The following is a 17,473-nucleotide window of genomic DNA, read 5'->3' as shown; positions in this document are numbered from 1 at the left end:
GAGAAGTTCCAGGAGCCTAAGGGCCCGCCTGGGCACGGGCACTGGTGCGGGGAGCACCATCCTGCACAATCCAGGTGCGGACGATCTCCACCTCCTCCGGCGTCCAAAAGCCCAGACGGGAGAGGGGCAGCCCGCGGGCTTGGATGTAGGCAATCTCGGGGGATCCGCCGCGGGCTTGAGGGCGGTTGGGGTTGTTGGCGTTGAGAATGGTGGCGTGGCGGCGTGTCCAGCGGGGAGCGATCAACTCACTGTTGGGATCTCCCGGCTTGACATAGGCCAGAACTGCCTCATAGCTATCGAGCAACTGGGTGCGCTGGCGTCCTGCCGGCTGATGGCAGCCAACACAACTGGCCTCCAGCAGCGGTTTGATGTCCCGCTCGTAGGTGTACTGCGGCTCGGTGCGAAAGCGCAGTTGAATGGTCTGCTCCAGAGGCAACCCCTCCTGGGGGGCAAGCGTGAGGGTGTAGTTGGTGCTAAAGCGCAGAGGCTCCCGCGGTTTGAGGAGTAGCTCGTTGCCCTGCACGTCGAAAACGACCGCTGCCGGCGGCTCCAACTGAACCACCAGTCGTTGTAGATTGGGATCCAGCGGCCGATTGAACTGCAGCCGTAGGATCCCGTCCACAAAAACATCCTGCTGCTCAGGGGCTGGCTGGGAGGAGACCCACTGCAGCGGCGGATTCGGCTGCGGCTCAACCTGCGGATGAGGCTGAACGAGCCAGAACCCCGCTGCCAACACCACCAGCCCCACCCAGGTTCGCCAGCGTCGCCAGCGGCGAGCCAGGTTCTCTGCAGATGGAGTGGACATTGCTGCTGCCCCCTTCAGGAAGATTAACTTTTGTCAGAATAGCGAAACCTTCTGGGCGTCAGCCACCAATTGATTGACGCAAACAGCTAGGGATCCTCAGCAAACGCGAGGATCCCTTGTCTACCTAATGAAATAGAAACAGGGGATGACGGAGGGTATCAGGAGAGAGAACCTCGACAAGGTAGGCGACAGGAAATCAGTCGATGCGCTCTAGCTTGATGTTGTGGTGGCCCAACTTGATCTCGAACTGATCCCCAGGTTTGAGGCCCATCTTCTTGGTGTAGGCAGCTCCAATGAGGAGGTTGCCATTCTTGTGAACTGAAACCCGGTAACTCGGAGCCCGACCCCGGGAACCGTTCCCATCACTAGCATCGAGATTCACACCGACTGCCTTCAGCAAGGCATTGTTGAACTGCATCAGATTTACTCGCTCCCGCCCGTTCTTGGTGTAGGTGACGTAACCGCAGGCGCGAGCTTTCTCCTTGGGATCGGCATTTCCCATGGAGGTTACCTTGTCGAGGAGCTCTTGGCCAGTGAGTGGTTTTGGTTTTCCAGTTGCAGTCATATCAAGCTGGTTCAAGGACAACAGTTAGTGTAGCCAAAAACAAATAGCGATTGCAATAGAGTTGCCTTCAACTCTTTCTTATTAGAGGGGATAAGTTCGGCAACCGGAATGGGATCTGAAGAGACGAGTGCGCAAAACGGCGGTAGCGAATTCCCTCTGCGGAACAGAACCTGTAGAGGCGAGGTCGGACTTTCGCAAAGAAAGGTTCTCCCCAGGCAAGCCCTAGGCTCGCAAGTGCTGTTCTCACCGGCGTCTGCGGTCTGAGCCCAAGGGATTCCTGTTGTGCCGCTGGCAGGGGGCAAAAACAGGGAAACTGGAAACAAGGCTGTTTGAGTGTTCTCTGGTATGGATCCCTTTTGGTCGGGACGGCGTCTGCTGGTTGGGGTGAGTGGGGGAATTGCTGCCTACAAAACGGCGGCTTTGGTATCTGCTCTGGCCCAGCAGGGAGCAGAGGTGAGGGTGGTTTTGACAAAAGCTGCAGAACAGTTTATCTCCCCGCTAACCTTTGCCACCCTGTCTCGCCAGCCAGCTTTTACCGATGCGGAGTTTTGGCAGGCCACGCGGGGGCGACCCCTGCACATTGAGTTGGGCGAATGGGCAGAGGTTTTTCTCATTGCGCCTCTTTCAGCTAACACCTTAAGCAAGCTGGCCCAGGGGCTGGCAGACAATTTGCTCACCAATGTGGTGCTGGCTTGCCACTGCCCGATAGCTCTGGCCCCGGCCATGAACACGTCCATGTGGAAGGCCGCAGCAGTGGCCGAGAATTGGCAGCGGCTGCAGCGGGATCCCCGTTTTTGGACCCTGCCTACTGCCAGTGGCCGCCTGGCCTGCGATGCAGTGGGGGAAGGGCGGATGCTGGAGCCGGAGGTGCTGCAGGAGTACGTACGAGCTTTGCTTTGGACGGGGGGGAAAAAGGATTGGCAGGGCAAGCGGGTGGTGGTGACGGCGGGGGGTACCCGGGAGCCCATTGATGCAGTGCGTTTTCTCGGCAACCCGGCCAGCGGGCGGATGGGAGTGGCGCTGGCAGTGGCAGCGGCCTGTCGGGGGGCCAAAGTTACGCTGGTGCATGGGCCCCTGGGGATCCCCTTCGAGCCGGAGCCCTTCGGCATACGGGCCATCCCGGTGGAGACGGCAGCCCAACTGGAGCAGGTTTTGCAGGCTGAGTTTCCCCAGGCCGATCTCCTCTGGATGGCAGCAGCCGTGGGCGATGTGCGACCTGCGCAGACCTATGCCGGTAAGCTGGCTAAGACCGATTTGCCGCCGCTGCTACCTTTAGAACCTGTTCCTGATCTTGTGGCAGCCTTGGCTGGCCAACGGCGTCCTGGCCAGCGCCTCATTGGCTTTGCCGCCCAGAGCGGGGATCCCCTCCCGCCAGCCCGCCGGAAGCTCCAGCAAAAAGGGCTAGACGCCATTGTAGCCAACCCCATCGACCAACCGGATAGCGGCTTTGGCAGCAGCCACAACCAAGGCTATTGGATCCCTCGTCAGGGAGACCCCCAGCAGCTCCCCCTGGCTCCCAAGGCCACCCTGGCCCATCGGCTGCTGGATCTGGCCCTGCAACTGGAGCCAAGCTGAAGCTGGAGGGTAACCCGCCCTGACAGACAGAGGAGAGGATCCCCTGGCAATCATTAGCTGGGTAAGGGGGGTTGGGGCTCTCTGCAGCAGAGAGCTCCCAGAATAGTAGTCGGCGATGGCAGCGCCAGCCAAGCAGCACCTCTATTCAAGCTTCCCCAGCAACGGCTAGACTGCTCTAGAAGACCACCTGCGTTGTCTAGGCGGTGGCCCTTGTTTTGCGCCAAGCCCCAACAGCGGTGGCAGCAGCCACTTATTAAGTAGCTACCCGGCTTTTCCTTAGGAACCATGACCCTGGCCGATGCAAATTCTCCGCTTTCCTCGACGACTGCAGCAGCTTGGCAGAAAGCGCTGAACGGCTTGCTGTTCCTGCTGCTAGCGGGGGTTCCCCTGTCCTGGATAGGCCACCTTCAGGGCTGGGATCCCAATCTCATCTTTCTCTGCGCCGCTTTGGCAGTGGTGGCTTTGGCCAAGTTTACCGGTCAGGCCACAGAGGAAATTGCCGCCTTGACGGGCCCAACGATTGGGGGGCTAATCAACGCCACCTTTGGCAATGCCACCGAGCTGATCCTTGGCCTGGTGGCGCTGCGGGCTGGCCTGGTGGAGGTGGTCAAAGCCTCCATCACCGGCGCCATCATCAGCAACCTGCTCCTGGTGGCCGGCTTGGCCATGCTTTTGGGTGGGATCAAATTTCGCGAGCAGAGCTTTCGGCCTGAGGTAGCGCGCATGAACGCCTCAGTGATGAACCTGGCGGTGGTAGCGTTGATCCTGCCCAGTGTGGTTACCTATGCCGATGCCAGCTTAGGGGAGATCTCCCTTCAGGAACTCTCGACAGCAGTGGCTCTGGTGTTGCTGGCAGTCTATGGTCTCACCTTGCTTTTTTCCCTCAAAACCCACAGTTACCTCTACAGCATTCACGAAGCCGAAGCCGCCACCCCTCTTGCCCCCAATCCCGTCCTGCAGGCAGAGGGATCCATTCCCCAGGTCTTGACCGCCTCCTCGGAGCAAAGTCAGCTGTGGCCCTGGGTACTAGCCCTTTTGGGGCTAACCGTGCTGGTGGCCCTTGAGTCGGAGTTGCTTGTAGACACCCTGGAAACTGCCCTTGAGCAGCTACAGGTTACACCCCTGTTTATGGGGGTGATCCTGCTGCCCCTCATTGGCAATGCGGCCGAACACGCAACGGCAATCACAGTGGCCTTGAAAAACAAGATGGATCTCTCCTTTTCAGTGGCCCTGGGCTCGACGATGCAGATTGCTCTGTTTGTGGCACCTCTCTTGGTGCTGGCCGGTAGCCTGCTGGGCCAACCGATGAACTTTAACTTCGGGCCGGTGGAATTGGTGGCAATTGCCGTCTCAGTGCTGCTGGTTAACTCCGTTACGAGCGACGGACGCTCCAACTGGCTGGAGGGGCTTTTGCTCCTAGCCACCTATGTCATTCTCGGGGTGGCATTTTTCTTCTTGCACTAACTCCCCCTACCTGCGCCTGCTGGCTGACGGGCAACGCGGGCTTCCTCCTCCGGGGAAGATTGCCGCCCCTCCCCTCCCGGCCAAACCCCTACTCGTCGCCAATAATTTCCGGCTCCATCAGCTCATCCGACATCTCGATAATGGCGCGGCGAATGGGCTTCATCCGTCCTTCTTCCGCCTCGTTGGGATCCTCATAGAGGCGACGCTTGGCCCGATTGGCCACCTGTACCGTAATGCGATAGCGATTTTTGGCAGCGTTAATCAATGCTTCTACCCGACGCATTAGCTCGTCATTGTCAATGCCCAAATCAGGATTGCGGGACGCCATAGTTGGAGTCTTGGTGTTCCTAGGCAAAGCTTGATTGTAGCGCAATGGAAGCCCTTAGCTCAGAGCCCGCGACCTGCTGACTTGCGCACCGCAATGAGGCTGCTGCTGGTGCCCAGGGAAATTCCCATCCCCAAAAGCAAAAGCGGCAGGAACCAGGACGCCAGGGGATCGGGATCGGCCTGGAGCACCTTGACCAAAGGCAGGGGAATTAGCCGCTCTAGCGCCTCCTGCAGCAACTGCCGCGATCCCAAAACCAAGCCCCAAGCCCCCAGGGCACTGATCAACCCAAACAGGCAGCCCTGCAAAACAAAGGGCAAGTAAATCCAGGCTGCCGTTGCCCCCACCAGCTGCATTACCTCAATCTCCCGCCGCCGCGCTATGACGACGAGGCGAATGGTGGTGGTGATGACAGCCACTGCAGTTAGAGTCAGCACCCCAAGGATGCCCAGGGATCCCAGCCGCAGCAGCTCCTGGAGCTGGGTCAGTTCTTCCACAATACGGCTGCCGTAGTACACCTCGTCCACCCCTTCCAGGGTGCGAATTTGCTCAGCCACCTGGCCCAGGGTTTCGGCGGAATCTGCCTTGACGCGCAGGGTATCCACAAGGGGGTTCTCTCCCAGCTGGATTTCCAGGGCCGCCTCATCTTGGATCCCCATCTCCAGCAGCAGGTCGCGCCAGGCTTGCTCTTTGGTGATCACCCTCACCGCTTCCACATGGGGCAGTCGGGCAACTTGCGGCTGCAACTCCACCCCTTGGCGTTCCGGCTCCAGATAGACAGAGATCTCCAGTTGCCCTCCCAGGGAGCGCACCGTCGCCTCCACTCCCCAAGACAGCTCCACGCCGATCCCGACCAAAAACAGCAGCACCAGCAGGGTGCTAACAGCAGCCCAGTTTAGCCAGCCTCCCCGCCGCAACCCCAGAAAAGTCTCTTGCAAGAGATAGCGAATCTTGTAGAGAAACTGCATGCTGCTTAGCGCCTAGCGAAGGGATTCCCGCCCTAGGGAGCATGGAAAGGGGGCTTGGCCTGCAGATCCCGGCAGCTCCTCAGCCCCTATCATACAGGCGTCCTCCTTCCATGCGCACCACCCGGTGGCCGGCTCGCTCCACGAGATAGGGGTCGTGGCTGGTCATGATGATCGTCACCCCAAAAGAATTAAGGCGCTCCAAAATCTGGAGAACCAACAGCGAGTTTTCCGGATCCAGGTTCCCTGTCGGCTCGTCTGCCAGCAGTAGCACCGGCCTGTTGACAATGGCGCGGGCCAGGCTGAGGCGCTGCTGTTCTCCCCCCGAAAGCTCATGGGGAAAGCGATTCTCCTTATCGGCCAGCCCCACCATCTTCAGGGTTGGCCCAAGGCGGCGGCGAATTTCTGCCGGGGAGAGCCCCTGGGCCCGCAGGACAAAGGCTACATTTTCCGCTAGGGTGCGATTGGCCAAGAGGCGATAGTCTTGAAAGACCACTCCCAAGCGCCGCCGCAGCATCGCTAGAGGACGGGGGGGAATCCGGTAGGGCCGCCGCCGACCTTCCGAAGAAAACAGGCACACCCCATCCACCATCACCGTACCCTTGGTGGCCTCTTCAGCCCCGTAGAGCAGCCTCAGGAGAGTGGACTTGCCCGCCCCTGAGACTCCAGTTATGAAGACAAACTCGCCGCGGCGCACCTCCAAATTGACATCCCGCAAGAGCCACTCGCCATTGGGAAGGACTTTGCTCACACCCCGCAGCAACACCATGTTCTCAGAGCTGCTGGGCAGGGATCGCGGGCGGGACCGGTCAACGTCTAGGTCAGCTAAGGCGGGTAAGGCGGGAAGAGAGACGCTGGAGCTGGGATGGGCGCAACGGTAAAAGCGAGGAACATCACCAACGGGCTGACTAACCATCATGGCAAAGCACCTACAAAGAGGGAGAGGAGGTCTCGCCACCTGCTTGGGAGGGAGAGGGAGCCCACAGCACTTGCCAGGCAAACCTGGGCAAAGCCAACATGCGTCGCCAGCGCCAAGGTTCCTGATAGAGACGATACAACCATTCCAGGTGATGGTCACGCCACCAGCGGGGGGCCCGTCGTTTTTGCCCAGCCCAAATGTCGAAGCTACCGCCCACTCCCATCCAGATGGCTTGGGGCAAAAGAGCTCGCCAGCGATAAATCCATAGCTCTTGGCGCGGGGATCCCAGCCCCACCCACACCAGCTGCGGCTGGAAGGCCTGGAGAGTTTGCAGCAGGTTTTCTTCCTCGGCAGGAGAGAAGTAGCCGTGGTGGCCCCAAACGGCCAGAGAGGGAAAGCGGGCTCGCCAGTGCTGAATCGCCGCCTGGTTTACCTCCGGCTTGCCCCCCACCAAGGCCAAGCGCCACCCCTGTTCTGCCGCCAATTGGATTAAGGCTTCGGCTAGCTCGATCCCTGGCACCCGCTGGACGCGGATCCCTTGCCGCTGTAAGGCCCAAACCACCCCAATGCCGTCTGGGATCACCAGCTCAGCCTCCCGCAGCACTTGGGCAAAGGCAGGATCCCGCTGCCCCTGCATGATCATCTCCGGGTTGCAGGTGACCACCTGGGCGCCCAGGCCCTGGCTGAGGCGGGCTGCAATCCAGGCGGCGTAGCTCTGCAGCTGGGCTTCCGGCAGGGTAAGGTGCAGGTTGACGCCCAAAAGGGGGTAGGCTACCAACGCCATCGCCACGAACCTAGGGAGAGGACTTGCTTCCCCATCCAAATTGTGCCAGCAAAAAAGAGGGCCAGCTGCTAGGATCCCCATGCTCTCCGAACAGCCTTCTCCAAGCGTCCTAACTCCCTCTGAAGGGCACTGGCTCTGGCGGGGCCAGTCTATTCGCTACCAGCAGGCGGGATCCGCTAGCCCAGCAGTAGTGCTCATCCACGGCTTTGGGGCCAGCAGCGACCACTGGCGGAAAAATTTGCCGGCGCTGGGGCGGCACTGCCGCGCGTACGCCCTGGATCTGCTCGGGTTTGGGGGATCCGCCAAGCCCTTGCCGGGATCCCCTTTGCCCTACACCTTCGAGACCTGGGGCGCCCAGGTGGCCGATTTCACGCGGGAGGTCGTGGGGGAGCCAGCTTATCTAGTGGGCAACTCCATTGGTTGCATTGTGGCCTTGCAGGCAGCTGTTTTGCAGCCAGGCCAGGTTTTGGGGGTGGCGATGTTGGATCCCTCGCTGCGGCTGCTGCACGAGCGCAAGCGACACCAGCTCTCATGGCTGCGCCGCTGGACTGCTCCGTTGCTGCAATCTCTGCTGGGGTGGCCCCCCTTTGGGCGGTTTTTCTTTGCCCAGCTAGCCCGACCCAAGGCTATTCGCAACATCCTCCTCCAGGCCTACGGGCGCAAAGAAGCGGTTACGGAAGATCTGGTGCAGCTGGTGCTGCGACCGGCTCTTGATCCAGGGGCGGCAGAGGTTTTCTTGGCCTTTGTCCGCTACTCTCAAGGCCCCTTGGCCGAAGATCTCCTCCCTCAGGTCACCTGCCCTGTCCTCATCCTCTGGGGGGAGGCAGATCCCTGGGAGCCCATTGCCTTAGGGCGGGCCTTGGCCGAGTTCCCCTGCGTGGTGGGGTTTATTCCTTTGCCCGGGGTGGGCCACTGTCCCCACGACGAAGCCCCAGAGCTGGTCAACCCGCTGCTGCTAGCCTGGCTCCGGGATCCCACCCGAAAACCTGAGCTCGGGATCCCCTAGCAGCGCCTCTCCCAGAGGAGGGAAGTCCCGTCCCCCGCCTAAGAGGGAGTGAGGTGCTCTAGTTGATCCAAGTTGGGGCCGCTCAGCCGGAAGGCCTGGCCAAACCCCTGAATGAAGCTGCCGCTGGTGGGGTTGATCTGACAGAAGTGGAAGTCCGCCAGGCCCAGGATCATCTCGGCAATCTCGTACTTGGCGCGATAACGGGCCTCAAACCCCTGGGCTTGGGCCTCTTCGCGGCTGAGGAACTGGGCTGTCCCCTTTAGCATTAGCCGCGGCAAGGCGTGGTTGCTGCGCGGATCCCCCGGCGTCGGCGGCTCGTGGATGAGCAGCGCGGCCCGGGGATCTGCCCGCAAAGCTAGGGTGTGGGCAGAAAGGTCGCTGATGACAATGGCCAAGCGCAAGGGATCCCATTGCACCACAAAAGGCACTAGCGACACTGCTGGCGACCCCTCCTCTAGCACCGCCAAGCTGGCTACTGGCTGGGTCTCCAGCAGCGCCCGCAACTTTTCCTGTGCCGACATTGCTTTTTCTCTCCCTGCCGCTGCTATTATCCCCAAGCCCTCCTGGTTTGAGAAGGGATGGCCTAGCCCCCGTTGACGACCTGGCCCGGGAAAGTGGCCTGGCTCTCCCGCCGTCTGCACAACCTGGTTTGGCTCAACTCCCGCAACGGGGACGAAAGCCCCAACTCTCCCTTTGCTCAACAAAACTTTACAATCCTCCCCAGAGTAGGCTACACTGGTCAAGAAAGAATAAGGAGAACCCTATGAGCAGATATCGCTCCGTTGTTGTTGAAGACGGTGGTCGCCTCAACAACTACGCCATTGAGCCAGAAATGTATGTGGATCCCGTTCCGCGGGTGGGCTTTACCGAGTACGCTGAGCGCTTGAACGGGCGCTTGGCAATGATTGGCTTTGTGGCCTTGATTGCGTTTGAAGCATTGTCCGGTACCACCCTCATTGGCTGGCTGCAGTCCTTGGGTCGGTAGAAGAAGACAAGCTGGGGCCCACTGAGCAACGCGGCGCGGAAGTATGGAAAAGAAGCGCCGCTATTTGACTACCCTGCAACAACTCCTGACCTAGTCTGCAATAGCGCCGGCCCCTAGGAAAGCCCCTTGTAGGCCTCTACACCAACAGCCAGGTTGCACCAGAGAGGGTTAACTCCAGCGGGGAGCAGGGTGCTCTCAGTGCCAAGCTAACCTCCAAGGAGCTGCAACAACTGCAAACTGCCTAGACCTAGGTGAAAGCCTGCAGTCCCCTGCCAGCCTAAGCGGCCCTTTTGCTAGCGGCAGCCACCTGCCAAGGCAGAGTCGTGTTGGCCCAAGGTACCCCCTGGGGCTTAGGGGGCCTTGGCCCGCTGCCTGCGGGGCTACGTTTTGCCAGCGGGACGCCCTCCTTCGAGCCCCCAGCCGTGGGCTAGCACTTGCCAAGGAGCTTCCCTTGGCTGTAGCTAGGGATCCGGCATCTCCCAGTGCAGCTCTACATGGGTGTAGCCTTCTGGGGTTTGGGTGCGGTGCCAGGATCCCTTGGGCAGGTAGCGGGCGATGGTATTCATGACCTTGCTGCCGTAACCGCCGCAGGGGGCCGGAGCGTACTCTATGCCGTCGTTGAGGATCGACAGGTAGCAGTGGCGATCCCTTTGGACTAGGGACACCTTGACAAAGGAGGCGTTGCCCTTGGGAGGCTGGACATGGGCAATGACATTGCCAATGGCCTCTCGCAGAAAGCGCAGGATGTCCTCCCGCTGGTCGAACCACTCACTAGTATTGGGCTCCGCCAAAGGTTGCAGGTGGCGCTCTACAGCCAAGGTCAGGCTGCCCGTTTGGATGAGCTCGTCCAGATAGGTGTCGATGCCCCGGTGCAAGCCCTCCCGCAGGCTGGGGGAAATGTGCAACTTGGTGGCCAGCGTGCGCACGTCATTGAGCTGGGCGCGAATGCCCCGCCCGATCCGCTCCAGCTGCTCCAGGAGACGATCGTAAATGGCAGGATCGGGATCCCTGCCCTGTTGCTGTTGCCATTGTAAGCTCTCCAGCTCGTCCATCACCACCTTCAGCTCTTGCAGCTCGCGATCATGAATGTCGGTGGCTACCCGGTAGAGCAGCTTGCGGGCTTGGTCGATGGCCGCCTCCTGCTCAGCCCGGCGTAGGCGCTCCAATTCCTGTTGTTGGGCCAAAAGCCTCTGCTGGTTTTCCAAAATCACCAACGTTAGCAGCAGGCTTACCTCTGTCAGGCCAACCGCCAAAGCTGGCAAGCTCAGCGGCCAAATCCAACGCCATAGCAAAAATTGGGCCACAGCCCAGCCTTCGTAAGCAGCCAGCCCCAGCAGCGGCCAGAGGAGAGGGCACCGCTGTTTCCAGTCCCAGCGACTCTTGCGCGGAGAAGGGCGATGAAGCACCAAGATCAGGCCCGTTCCCCCACTCAGCAGAAAGACAACCCCTGCCGCCAGCGCTGCCGGCAGGGATCGATACACCTCTCCGGTAAGCAGGCTGGACAAGACTTGCGCCTGCAGTTCTACGGCTGCAATCTGGGATCCATCTGCTGTCCGTACTGGAAAGGTCTCGGGGTAGCCGCCCACAAAGCCCACCAGGACGATCTTGTTCCGCAGTTGCTCGGCAACTTTCGGATCGAGGGGGGGGATCCCTTCCTGGCGGCGGCAGGCTTGCCCGGGGTTGATCGTCGGGGAGCCGGGTCCCGTCCGGGGAATCACCGGCGGACAGACCTCCTCGATGGGAATGATGGGGATGCCGTGCTGGGCTCCGAGGGGGTTGAATTGAACTGGCTGCAAACCCCGTTCGCGCAACCAGCGGCTGGCCCGCTCCGGGTCGTACTTGGCAAAAGCCAAGGCCTCCACCGCAGCAAACATCTGCTCCTCCTGGCTGTCGCGGCGTAGGTAGAGCCCCCGCAACTGGGCCTGGCGCAGGATTCCAGCCCCGTCCAGGCGGTGTTGCACCACTCCCTGGACATGTTCCGGTGCCACCAAGTACTCCAGCCGCCGCGAGGAAAAGGGCAAAAAGTGGTTGTAGATGTTGATCTCAGAGCGGCCAAAGCTCTCACTGCTGCGGGTAGCCAAGACCACACGATCTGGGTAGCGCTGGATAACCTGACGCAGGGGAGCATCCAGGTCCTCGTTACCCAGATTCTGCGGCACCACAAAGCTACTGGGCAGATTCAGCACCACCACCCTAGCCCCCGCTTCTTCCAGCAAGCGCAGAGTTAGGCCGGCGTAGTTGGAGCGCTCCAGAAGAAAGTCAACATGAGGCTTGCCCTCCGCCCTTTCCCCCTGGCCTTCAAGACGGCCATCGATGCCGACAATTGCCACCTCTGGGGAAGGCTGTTGGGGGCGGCGCAGGGCATAGAGCCAGGCTTGGGCATCGCTCTCCAGCCGCAGGGGCAAGGGGTGCTGAGCGGAAAGGTTGAGCAAAGTAGCCCACCCCAGCCCCCAAGCCAAAGCCCAGCCCCATTCCCCTGGGGAGGCGGCCCGTCGAGCTGGCACTCCAGGACCTTGGTCACTGGGGGGTGGGGAAGAAACCGCAGCCTCAACGGCGGTGGCTGCGCACTCGCGCCGCTTCCTCAGGGCTAATGCCAAGCCGGGTGAGGTTGACACGGCCCTTGTGATCGATGCTGCGCACCTTGACCACCACTTCGTCTTCCACGGCAACTTCATCTTCGACGCGGGTGACGCGGTACTCCGCCAGTTGCGAGATGTGGATCATGCCCTCCTTGCCAGGCAAGAACTCCACAAAGGCGCCAATAGGGAGGATGCGGGTCACCCTGCCTAGGTAAACTTGCCCTTCCTCCACTCGCCGCACTAGGTTTTCAATCATGGCCCGCGCCGCTTCAGCCTGGCCGCTAACCGAGGAAGAGACCGTGATTGTGCCATCGTCGCTAATGTCCACCTTGGCCCCCGTTGCTTCAGTAATGCTGCGCACCATCTTTCCGCCGGGGCCGATGATCTTGCCGATGTCTTCTGGATCCACCTTGAAGGTAAGCAAACGGGGAGCCGTTTTGGCCAACTGAGGCCGAGGGGCGGGAATGACCTCCAGCATTTTGTCGAGGATGTAGTCCCGCCCAGCCTTGGCTTGCAGGAGGGCCTTCTCGAGGATGTCAACGGTGATGCCGGTAATTTTCATGTCCATCTGCAAAGCGGTGATCCCCGCCCGCGTGCCGGCCACCTTAAAATCCATGTCCCCCAAAAAGTCCTCGATCCCTTGGATGTCAGTGAGGATACGCACCTCGTCCCCTTCTTTGATTAGGCCCATGGCTACGCCGCTAACTGGCGCCTTAATCGGCACCCCGGCATCCATCAAAGACAGGGTAGAGCCACAGACTGAAGCCATCGAGGTGGAGCCATTGGAGGAGAGCACCTCCGAGACTACCCGCACCACGTAGGGGAACTCCTCCTCCTTGGGCAGCACTGGCACTAGGGCCCGCTCCGCCAGCGCCCCATGGCCAATCTCCCGCCGCCCCGGCGAGCGCGAGGGCCGCACTTCTCCCACAGAAAAACCAGGGAAGTTGTAGTGGTGCATGTAGCGCTTTTCGTCCACTGGGTGCAGGTCGTCCAACTCCTGGGCATCGCCAGGGGTGCCTAGGGTAGTAATGGAAAGGACTTGGGTGAGGCCACGATTGAACAGAGCACTGCCGTGGACTCGCGGGATCAAGCCCACCCGGCAGGAGACCGGCCGCACCTCGTCCAGCCTGCGCCCATCTACCCGCACCCCCTCTTCCAGGATCTGCCGGCGCATCAGCTTCTTGAGGAGGGCCTTGAACTGGTTGTCCAACTCCTTGGGGTTTTCCAGCAGGTAAAGCCTTAGGGGATCCCCCTCTGGCCGTTCCTGGATTTGGGCCGCCAGCTTGGCCTTGATGGCCTCCAATTGCTGCTCGCGGCTGGTCTTGTCCAAAAACTGTCTAAGGACAGAGCAAATCTCCTCCTGCGCCTGTTCTGCTACAAAGGTAACCAGCTCCTCATTGACGGGGGGCGGGGGCAGTTCCACAGGAGTGATGTTGAGGTCGGCAAAGACTTGCTGTTGAGCTTTGAGCAGCTCCTGAACAGCCTCGAATCCAAACTCGATAGCCTCAACCACGTCCTTTTCCGGCACCTGCTTGGCGCCCGCCTCGACCATGATCACGCCGTCGGCACAGCCAGCTACCACCAGATCCAGGTCGCCAGCCTCGATTTCCGCATAGGTAGGGTTGATGATAAACTCATCCTGGAGTAGGCCAACTCGCACCGCTGCCACCGGGCCGTTGAAGGGAATGCGGGCACCGTGAACGGCCAGGGAGGCTCCTAAAATGCACAGCACATCGGGGGGCACCTTGTCGTCCACAGAGAGGGTGGTGGCTACAATTTGTACGTCGTCCCGTAGCCACTCTGGAAACAGCGGCCGCAGGGGTCGGTCTATGAGACGCGAGATCAAAGTAGCCCGCTCTGGGGGGCGACCCTCGCGCCGCAGGTAGCTCCCTGGGATCCGGCCAGCAGCATAGAGGCGCTCCTCATAGTCCACCAGCAACGGCAAAAAGTCAGCCCCCTCACGATTGGCCTGGCGCGTGGCCGTAACCAAGACCGAAGTTTCCCCACAGGTCAGCCAGACTCCACAGCCTGCCTGGGGGGCCATCAAGCCAATATTGATGTCAATTTCCCGCCCGTAGAAGGAAATCGACCGAGTATATTCTGCCATGTAACGCTTCGCCTTCCTCTTTTCCTTGCCGCTATCGTAGCATTTTGGCCCGTTGAAGTAGGCAACCCCTGCCGAGCCACTAGGCCTCCGGCCACTTCTTTTGCAGGGGCTAGCTCAGCCTCACCCGATTTCTGCGTTGGCCAAGAGACTGCAGAAGGCGGTTGGCAGTACCTCTCCAGGCGCCAAGGATCTGGGGCCTTCAGCAGCCGCTGAAGTCCTCCCGGCGGTTATAGCTTGCTTCTATAGAGCAATGCAATAAGCTAGGGGCTTTACGGCGCTTCTAGTAATGCCAAAATAAAAAGCACTGTCTACCTCTTCAATCGAAAAGTTATGAACGCTGCCGCAGCTTCTACCTCTTCCTCATTTGATGGCCAAGCCTTGGATCATGTGCTTATTTTCGACACCACTTTGCGCGACGGAGAGCAGTGTCCCGGCGCAACCCTCAACACTGAGGAGAAACTGGCCATTGCCCGGCAACTGGCTCGGCTAGGGGTTGATATCATCGAGGCGGGGTTTGCCTACGCCAGCCCTGGCGACTTTGAGGCGGTGCAGAAGATAGCTGAGCACGTGGGCACCCCCGATGGCCCCGTCATCTGCAGCCTGGCTCGTGCCCGCAAGGCTGATATCGAAGCGGCAGCTGAAGCCCTCAAACCCGCTGCCAAGCCCCGCATCCATACCTTCATTTCCACCTCTGACATCCACCTCAAGTACCAGTTGCGCAAAACCCGCGCTGAGGTGCTGCAAATTGCTGAAGAGATGGTGGCCTACGCCAAGTCCTTTGTGGACGATGTGGAGTTCTCCGCCATGGATGCCACCCGCTCTGATCCCGAATTCCTCTACGAGGTCCTCGAAGCAGCCATTCGGGCCGGGGCCAAAACCATCAATATCCCTGATACCGTTGGCTACAGCATGCCCGAGGAATTCGGCCAACTGATTAAAAGCATTCGCGAGAACGTGCCCAGTATTAAGCAGGCTATCATCTCTGTCCACGGCCACGACGACCTGGGAGTCTCAGTAGCCAACTTCCTGGAGGCCATCAAGCAGGGAGCGCGACAGGTGGAAGTAACCGTTAACGGCATTGGCGAGCGGGCCGGTAACACAGCGCTGGAAGAAGTGGTGATGGCCCTGCATGTGCGCCGCAGCTACTTTAACCCCTACTTTGGGCTGCCGGTGGACTCCGAAAAACCGCTGACTCACATCAAAACCCAGGAGATCTACCGCACCTCCCGCCTAGTCTCCAACCTCACCGGCATGTTGGTGCAGCCCAACAAGGCAATTGTTGGTGCCAATGCCTTTGCCCACGAATCCGGCATCCATCAAGACGGGATGCTCAAAAACCGTCAGACCTACGAAATCATGGACGCCCAAACCATCGGTCTGCAATCGAGCACCTTGGTGTTGGGCAAACACTCGGGCCGCCACGCCTTCCGTACCCGCCTCAAGGAGCTGGGCTTCGAGTTGTCAGAGCAAGAGCTAAACAAGGCTTTCTTGCGCTTCAAAGAGCTGGCCGACAAAAAGAAAGAGATCACCGATCTCGACCTAGAGGCCATCGTCAACGATGAAACCCGGCCAGTGCCGGACCTCTACCGGCTGGAGCACGTGCAGGTGGTGTGTGGCAATCACGAGACGCCTACAGCTACTGTGCGCCTAATTACCCCTGAGGGGGAGGAAAAGGTGGATGCAGCGGTGGGCACGGGACCGGTGGATGCGGTTTACAAAGCTATCAGCCGCATTGTCAACATTCCTAACCAGCTCATTGAATTCTCTGTCCAGTCGGTTACCGCCGGCATTGACGCCATGGGGGAAGTTACTATCCGCCTGCGCCATGAAGATCGCATCTTCTCCGGCCATGCTGCCAATACGGACATCGTTGTTGCCTCCGCGCAAGCCTATGTGAACGCCCTCAACAAGCTCTATGCCGCTCTGCATGCAGCTCGCTCGACGGCTGCCCAGAGGGAGGCTGCTACGCAACAAGTTTGACCACGAGCACAACAAGCCCTCTCCTTGCTTCCAAAGCCAGGCTCCTGGGCTCCCTCTCCTGCCGGGGGGCAGTCCGGGGGAACCTAACCCTAGGGGAGGATCCCCCCGGCAAACACTCGGCCGATAACCTCTTCAATTGGCGGATCGGTTACTGTCAAGTCCAACACCTCCAGCTCTGCCAGCAGCCTGGCCACTGTCTGGGTGAGCTGTTCCCGCCGCACCCACAGCCGCACCTCGCAGCTGCTGCCAGGATCCCCTTCGCTGCGCAGCTCACCATAGGACTGCAGTTGCGCCGAGGAGCAAGGGCGGGCCAATTCCAGCTTCACCTCGCGATAGGGAGCAAAGCGCTGCCGCAGCTCTTCTAGGTTGCCATCGTAGATCAGTTGCCCGCCGCTAATCACCAGCACCCGCTCACAAAGGGCTGTAATATCAGCCATGTAGTGGCTGGTCAGGAGCACTGTTGCCCCGTAGCGGCGGTTGTAGTCCCGTAGAAACTGCCGCACAGCAGCCTGGGCATTCACATCCAACCCCAAGGTGGGCTCGTCCAAAAACAAAACCTGCGGGCGGTGGAGCAGGGCCGCCAGGAGCTCTGCCTTCATCCGCTCCCCTAGGGAAAGCTTGCGCACCGGTTGATTTAGCTTGCCTTGCAGGTTGAGTAACTCCGCCAACTCCTCCACCCGATCCTGAAACACCTTTTCCGGGAGCTCGTAAACAGCGGCATTAATGCGCAAGGAGTCCATCGCCGGGAGATCCCAGAGGAGCTGCTGCTTTTGTCCCATCACAAGGGTAATCTGCCGCAAAAAAGCTGGCTCGCGTCGGTAGGGCAGATGGCCGACCACCTGGACCGTGCCACTGGAGGGGTAGATGAGACCTGTTAGCATCTTTAGGGTGGTGGTCTTGCCAGCGCCGTTTGGCCCCAGAAAACCTACCACCTCCCCCGCCTGAATCTGAAAGCTCAAAGACTGCACTGCCGGGATGTAGCGATAGGTGCGGCGAAAAAAGTGACGCAATGTGCCCACTACCCCCGGCTCCTTGATGGCCACTGGGTAGACCTTGCTCAGGTTGTCAACAGCAATAATTGGCTCCAAACTCTCACCCCCACAAAATAGCCAGACTGGCTTCCCCAGCCCCAAGGCTAAGCTCCCCAAAGCTGGGCCTACCAGATCTGGCCAGGAGGCAACAGCAGATGGGCAAGGGAACTACAGCAACCCCACGTCGATTCCTGGCTTGCCGGCAACCAGCTCTACCTTCAGGATGCGGCCACCCGACTTCTGAATGCGCTGCTGCTCGCGAAACCAGTTGTCGTAGGGTACCAACTTGGTGAAGTAGGTATTCTGCAGCTCCCGTTGGGTACGAATTCGGGTTTGGCTAGGCACGCAAGCTGTAATCTTAAACATCCGCATGGTGCAAGGAT

At 60.1% G+C, this 17,473-nt stretch carries 16 protein-coding genes; 5 read left to right on the top strand and 11 right to left on the bottom strand.

Annotation, left to right across the window (positions count from 1 at the left end):
* Positions 1-16: 16 nt before the first annotated feature.
* Positions 17-805 carry an Ig-like domain-containing protein gene (locus tag NW822_RS07715; protein WP_414404050.1) on the bottom strand — a complete coding sequence of 263 codons (789 nt, stop codon included), beginning with the start codon at positions 803-805 and terminating at the stop codon, positions 17-19.
* 196 nt (positions 806-1,001) lie between these two features.
* Complete coding sequence (locus NW822_RS07710) at positions 1,002-1,370, bottom strand: AbrB family transcriptional regulator (RefSeq protein WP_414359861.1); 369 nt, start codon at positions 1,368-1,370, stop codon at positions 1,002-1,004.
* 345 nt (positions 1,371-1,715) lie between these two features.
* Here NW822_RS07710 and coaBC point away from each other — a divergent pair, with 345 nt between their 5' ends.
* Complete coding sequence (gene coaBC, locus NW822_RS07705) at positions 1,716-2,945, top strand: bifunctional phosphopantothenoylcysteine decarboxylase/phosphopantothenate--cysteine ligase CoaBC (protein WP_414404049.1); 1,230 nt, start codon at positions 1,716-1,718, stop codon at positions 2,943-2,945.
* A gap of 360 nt (positions 2,946-3,305) precedes the next feature.
* On the top strand, positions 3,306-4,409 hold the full coding sequence (cax, locus tag NW822_RS07700; protein WP_414404095.1) for a calcium/proton exchanger: 1,104 nt from the start codon (positions 3,306-3,308) through the stop codon (positions 4,407-4,409).
* A gap of 88 nt (positions 4,410-4,497) precedes the next feature.
* Here cax and NW822_RS07695 read toward each other — a convergent pair whose 3' ends face one another.
* The 4 genes from NW822_RS07695 to NW822_RS07680 all read right to left on the bottom strand — a co-directional run bounded on the left by NW822_RS07695 (position 4,498) and on the right by NW822_RS07680 (position 7,402).
* The gene (locus NW822_RS07695; protein ID WP_414359857.1) at positions 4,498-4,737 is read right to left on the bottom strand and encodes a DNA-directed RNA polymerase subunit omega; all 240 of its coding nucleotides are present in this window, start codon (positions 4,735-4,737) and stop codon (positions 4,498-4,500) included.
* 59 nt (positions 4,738-4,796) lie between these two features.
* Positions 4,797-5,702: a cell division protein FtsX gene (locus NW822_RS07690; RefSeq protein WP_414359856.1), complete on the bottom strand. Its 906-nt coding sequence runs from the start codon at positions 5,700-5,702 to the stop codon at positions 4,797-4,799.
* Positions 5,703-5,781: 79 nt separating this feature from the next.
* Complete coding sequence (locus NW822_RS07685; RefSeq protein ID WP_414404094.1) at positions 5,782-6,468, bottom strand: cell division ATP-binding protein FtsE; 687 nt, start codon at positions 6,466-6,468, stop codon at positions 5,782-5,784.
* A gap of 160 nt (positions 6,469-6,628) precedes the next feature.
* Positions 6,629-7,402 carry a WecB/TagA/CpsF family glycosyltransferase gene (locus NW822_RS07680; protein WP_414404048.1) on the bottom strand — a complete coding sequence of 258 codons (774 nt, stop codon included), beginning with the start codon at positions 7,400-7,402 and terminating at the stop codon, positions 6,629-6,631.
* A gap of 79 nt (positions 7,403-7,481) precedes the next feature.
* Here NW822_RS07680 and NW822_RS07675 point away from each other — a divergent pair, with 79 nt between their 5' ends.
* Positions 7,482-8,408: an alpha/beta fold hydrolase gene (locus tag NW822_RS07675; protein WP_414359852.1), complete on the top strand. Its 927-nt coding sequence runs from the start codon at positions 7,482-7,484 to the stop codon at positions 8,406-8,408.
* A gap of 38 nt (positions 8,409-8,446) precedes the next feature.
* Here the strand turns inward: NW822_RS07675 and NW822_RS07670 are convergent, their stop codons facing one another.
* The gene (locus NW822_RS07670; protein ID WP_414404047.1) at positions 8,447-8,929 is read right to left on the bottom strand and encodes a pyridoxamine 5'-phosphate oxidase family protein; all 483 of its coding nucleotides are present in this window, start codon (positions 8,927-8,929) and stop codon (positions 8,447-8,449) included.
* A 242-nt stretch (positions 8,930-9,171) separates the two neighbouring features.
* Here NW822_RS07670 and NW822_RS07665 point away from each other — a divergent pair, with 242 nt between their 5' ends.
* Positions 9,172-9,393 (top strand): high light inducible protein, encoded by a 222-nt coding sequence (locus NW822_RS07665; RefSeq protein ID WP_414359847.1) that lies wholly within the window; start codon positions 9,172-9,174, stop codon positions 9,391-9,393.
* A 461-nt stretch (positions 9,394-9,854) separates the two neighbouring features.
* Here the strand turns inward: NW822_RS07665 and NW822_RS07660 are convergent, their stop codons facing one another.
* Both NW822_RS07660 and NW822_RS07655 read right to left on the bottom strand, forming a co-directional pair.
* Positions 9,855-11,897, bottom strand: a complete 2,043-nt coding sequence (locus NW822_RS07660; protein WP_414404046.1) for a CHASE2 domain-containing protein — start codon at positions 11,895-11,897, stop codon at positions 9,855-9,857.
* Between the two features lie 43 nt (positions 11,898-11,940).
* The gene (locus NW822_RS07655; protein ID WP_414359841.1) at positions 11,941-14,079 is read right to left on the bottom strand and encodes a polyribonucleotide nucleotidyltransferase; all 2,139 of its coding nucleotides are present in this window, start codon (positions 14,077-14,079) and stop codon (positions 11,941-11,943) included.
* 330 nt (positions 14,080-14,409) lie between these two features.
* On the opposite strand from NW822_RS07655, the gene NW822_RS07650 reads away from it, so the two are divergent.
* Positions 14,410-16,059, top strand: coding sequence for a 2-isopropylmalate synthase (locus tag NW822_RS07650; RefSeq protein WP_414359839.1), 1,650 nt, complete (start codon positions 14,410-14,412; stop codon positions 16,057-16,059).
* 89 nt (positions 16,060-16,148) lie between these two features.
* Here NW822_RS07650 and NW822_RS07645 read toward each other — a convergent pair whose 3' ends face one another.
* Together NW822_RS07645 and NW822_RS07640 are read right to left on the bottom strand one after the other, a co-directional pair.
* Positions 16,149-17,147, bottom strand: a complete 999-nt coding sequence (locus NW822_RS07645) for an ABC transporter ATP-binding protein (protein ID WP_414404045.1) — start codon at positions 17,145-17,147, stop codon at positions 16,149-16,151.
* 111 nt (positions 17,148-17,258) lie between these two features.
* Positions 17,259-17,462 (bottom strand): phycobilisome linker polypeptide, encoded by a 204-nt coding sequence (locus tag NW822_RS07640; protein ID WP_011431036.1) that lies wholly within the window; start codon positions 17,460-17,462, stop codon positions 17,259-17,261.
* Between the last annotated feature and the right edge of the window lie 11 nt (positions 17,463-17,473).

Source organism: Synechococcus sp. H70.2 (genome assembly GCF_047462275.1).
Classification (GTDB): domain Bacteria; phylum Cyanobacteriota; class Cyanobacteriia; order Thermostichales; family Thermostichaceae; genus Thermostichus.
Note: the sequence above shows the minus strand (reverse complement) of the source record. Positions and strands in the feature narration are given on the sequence as shown.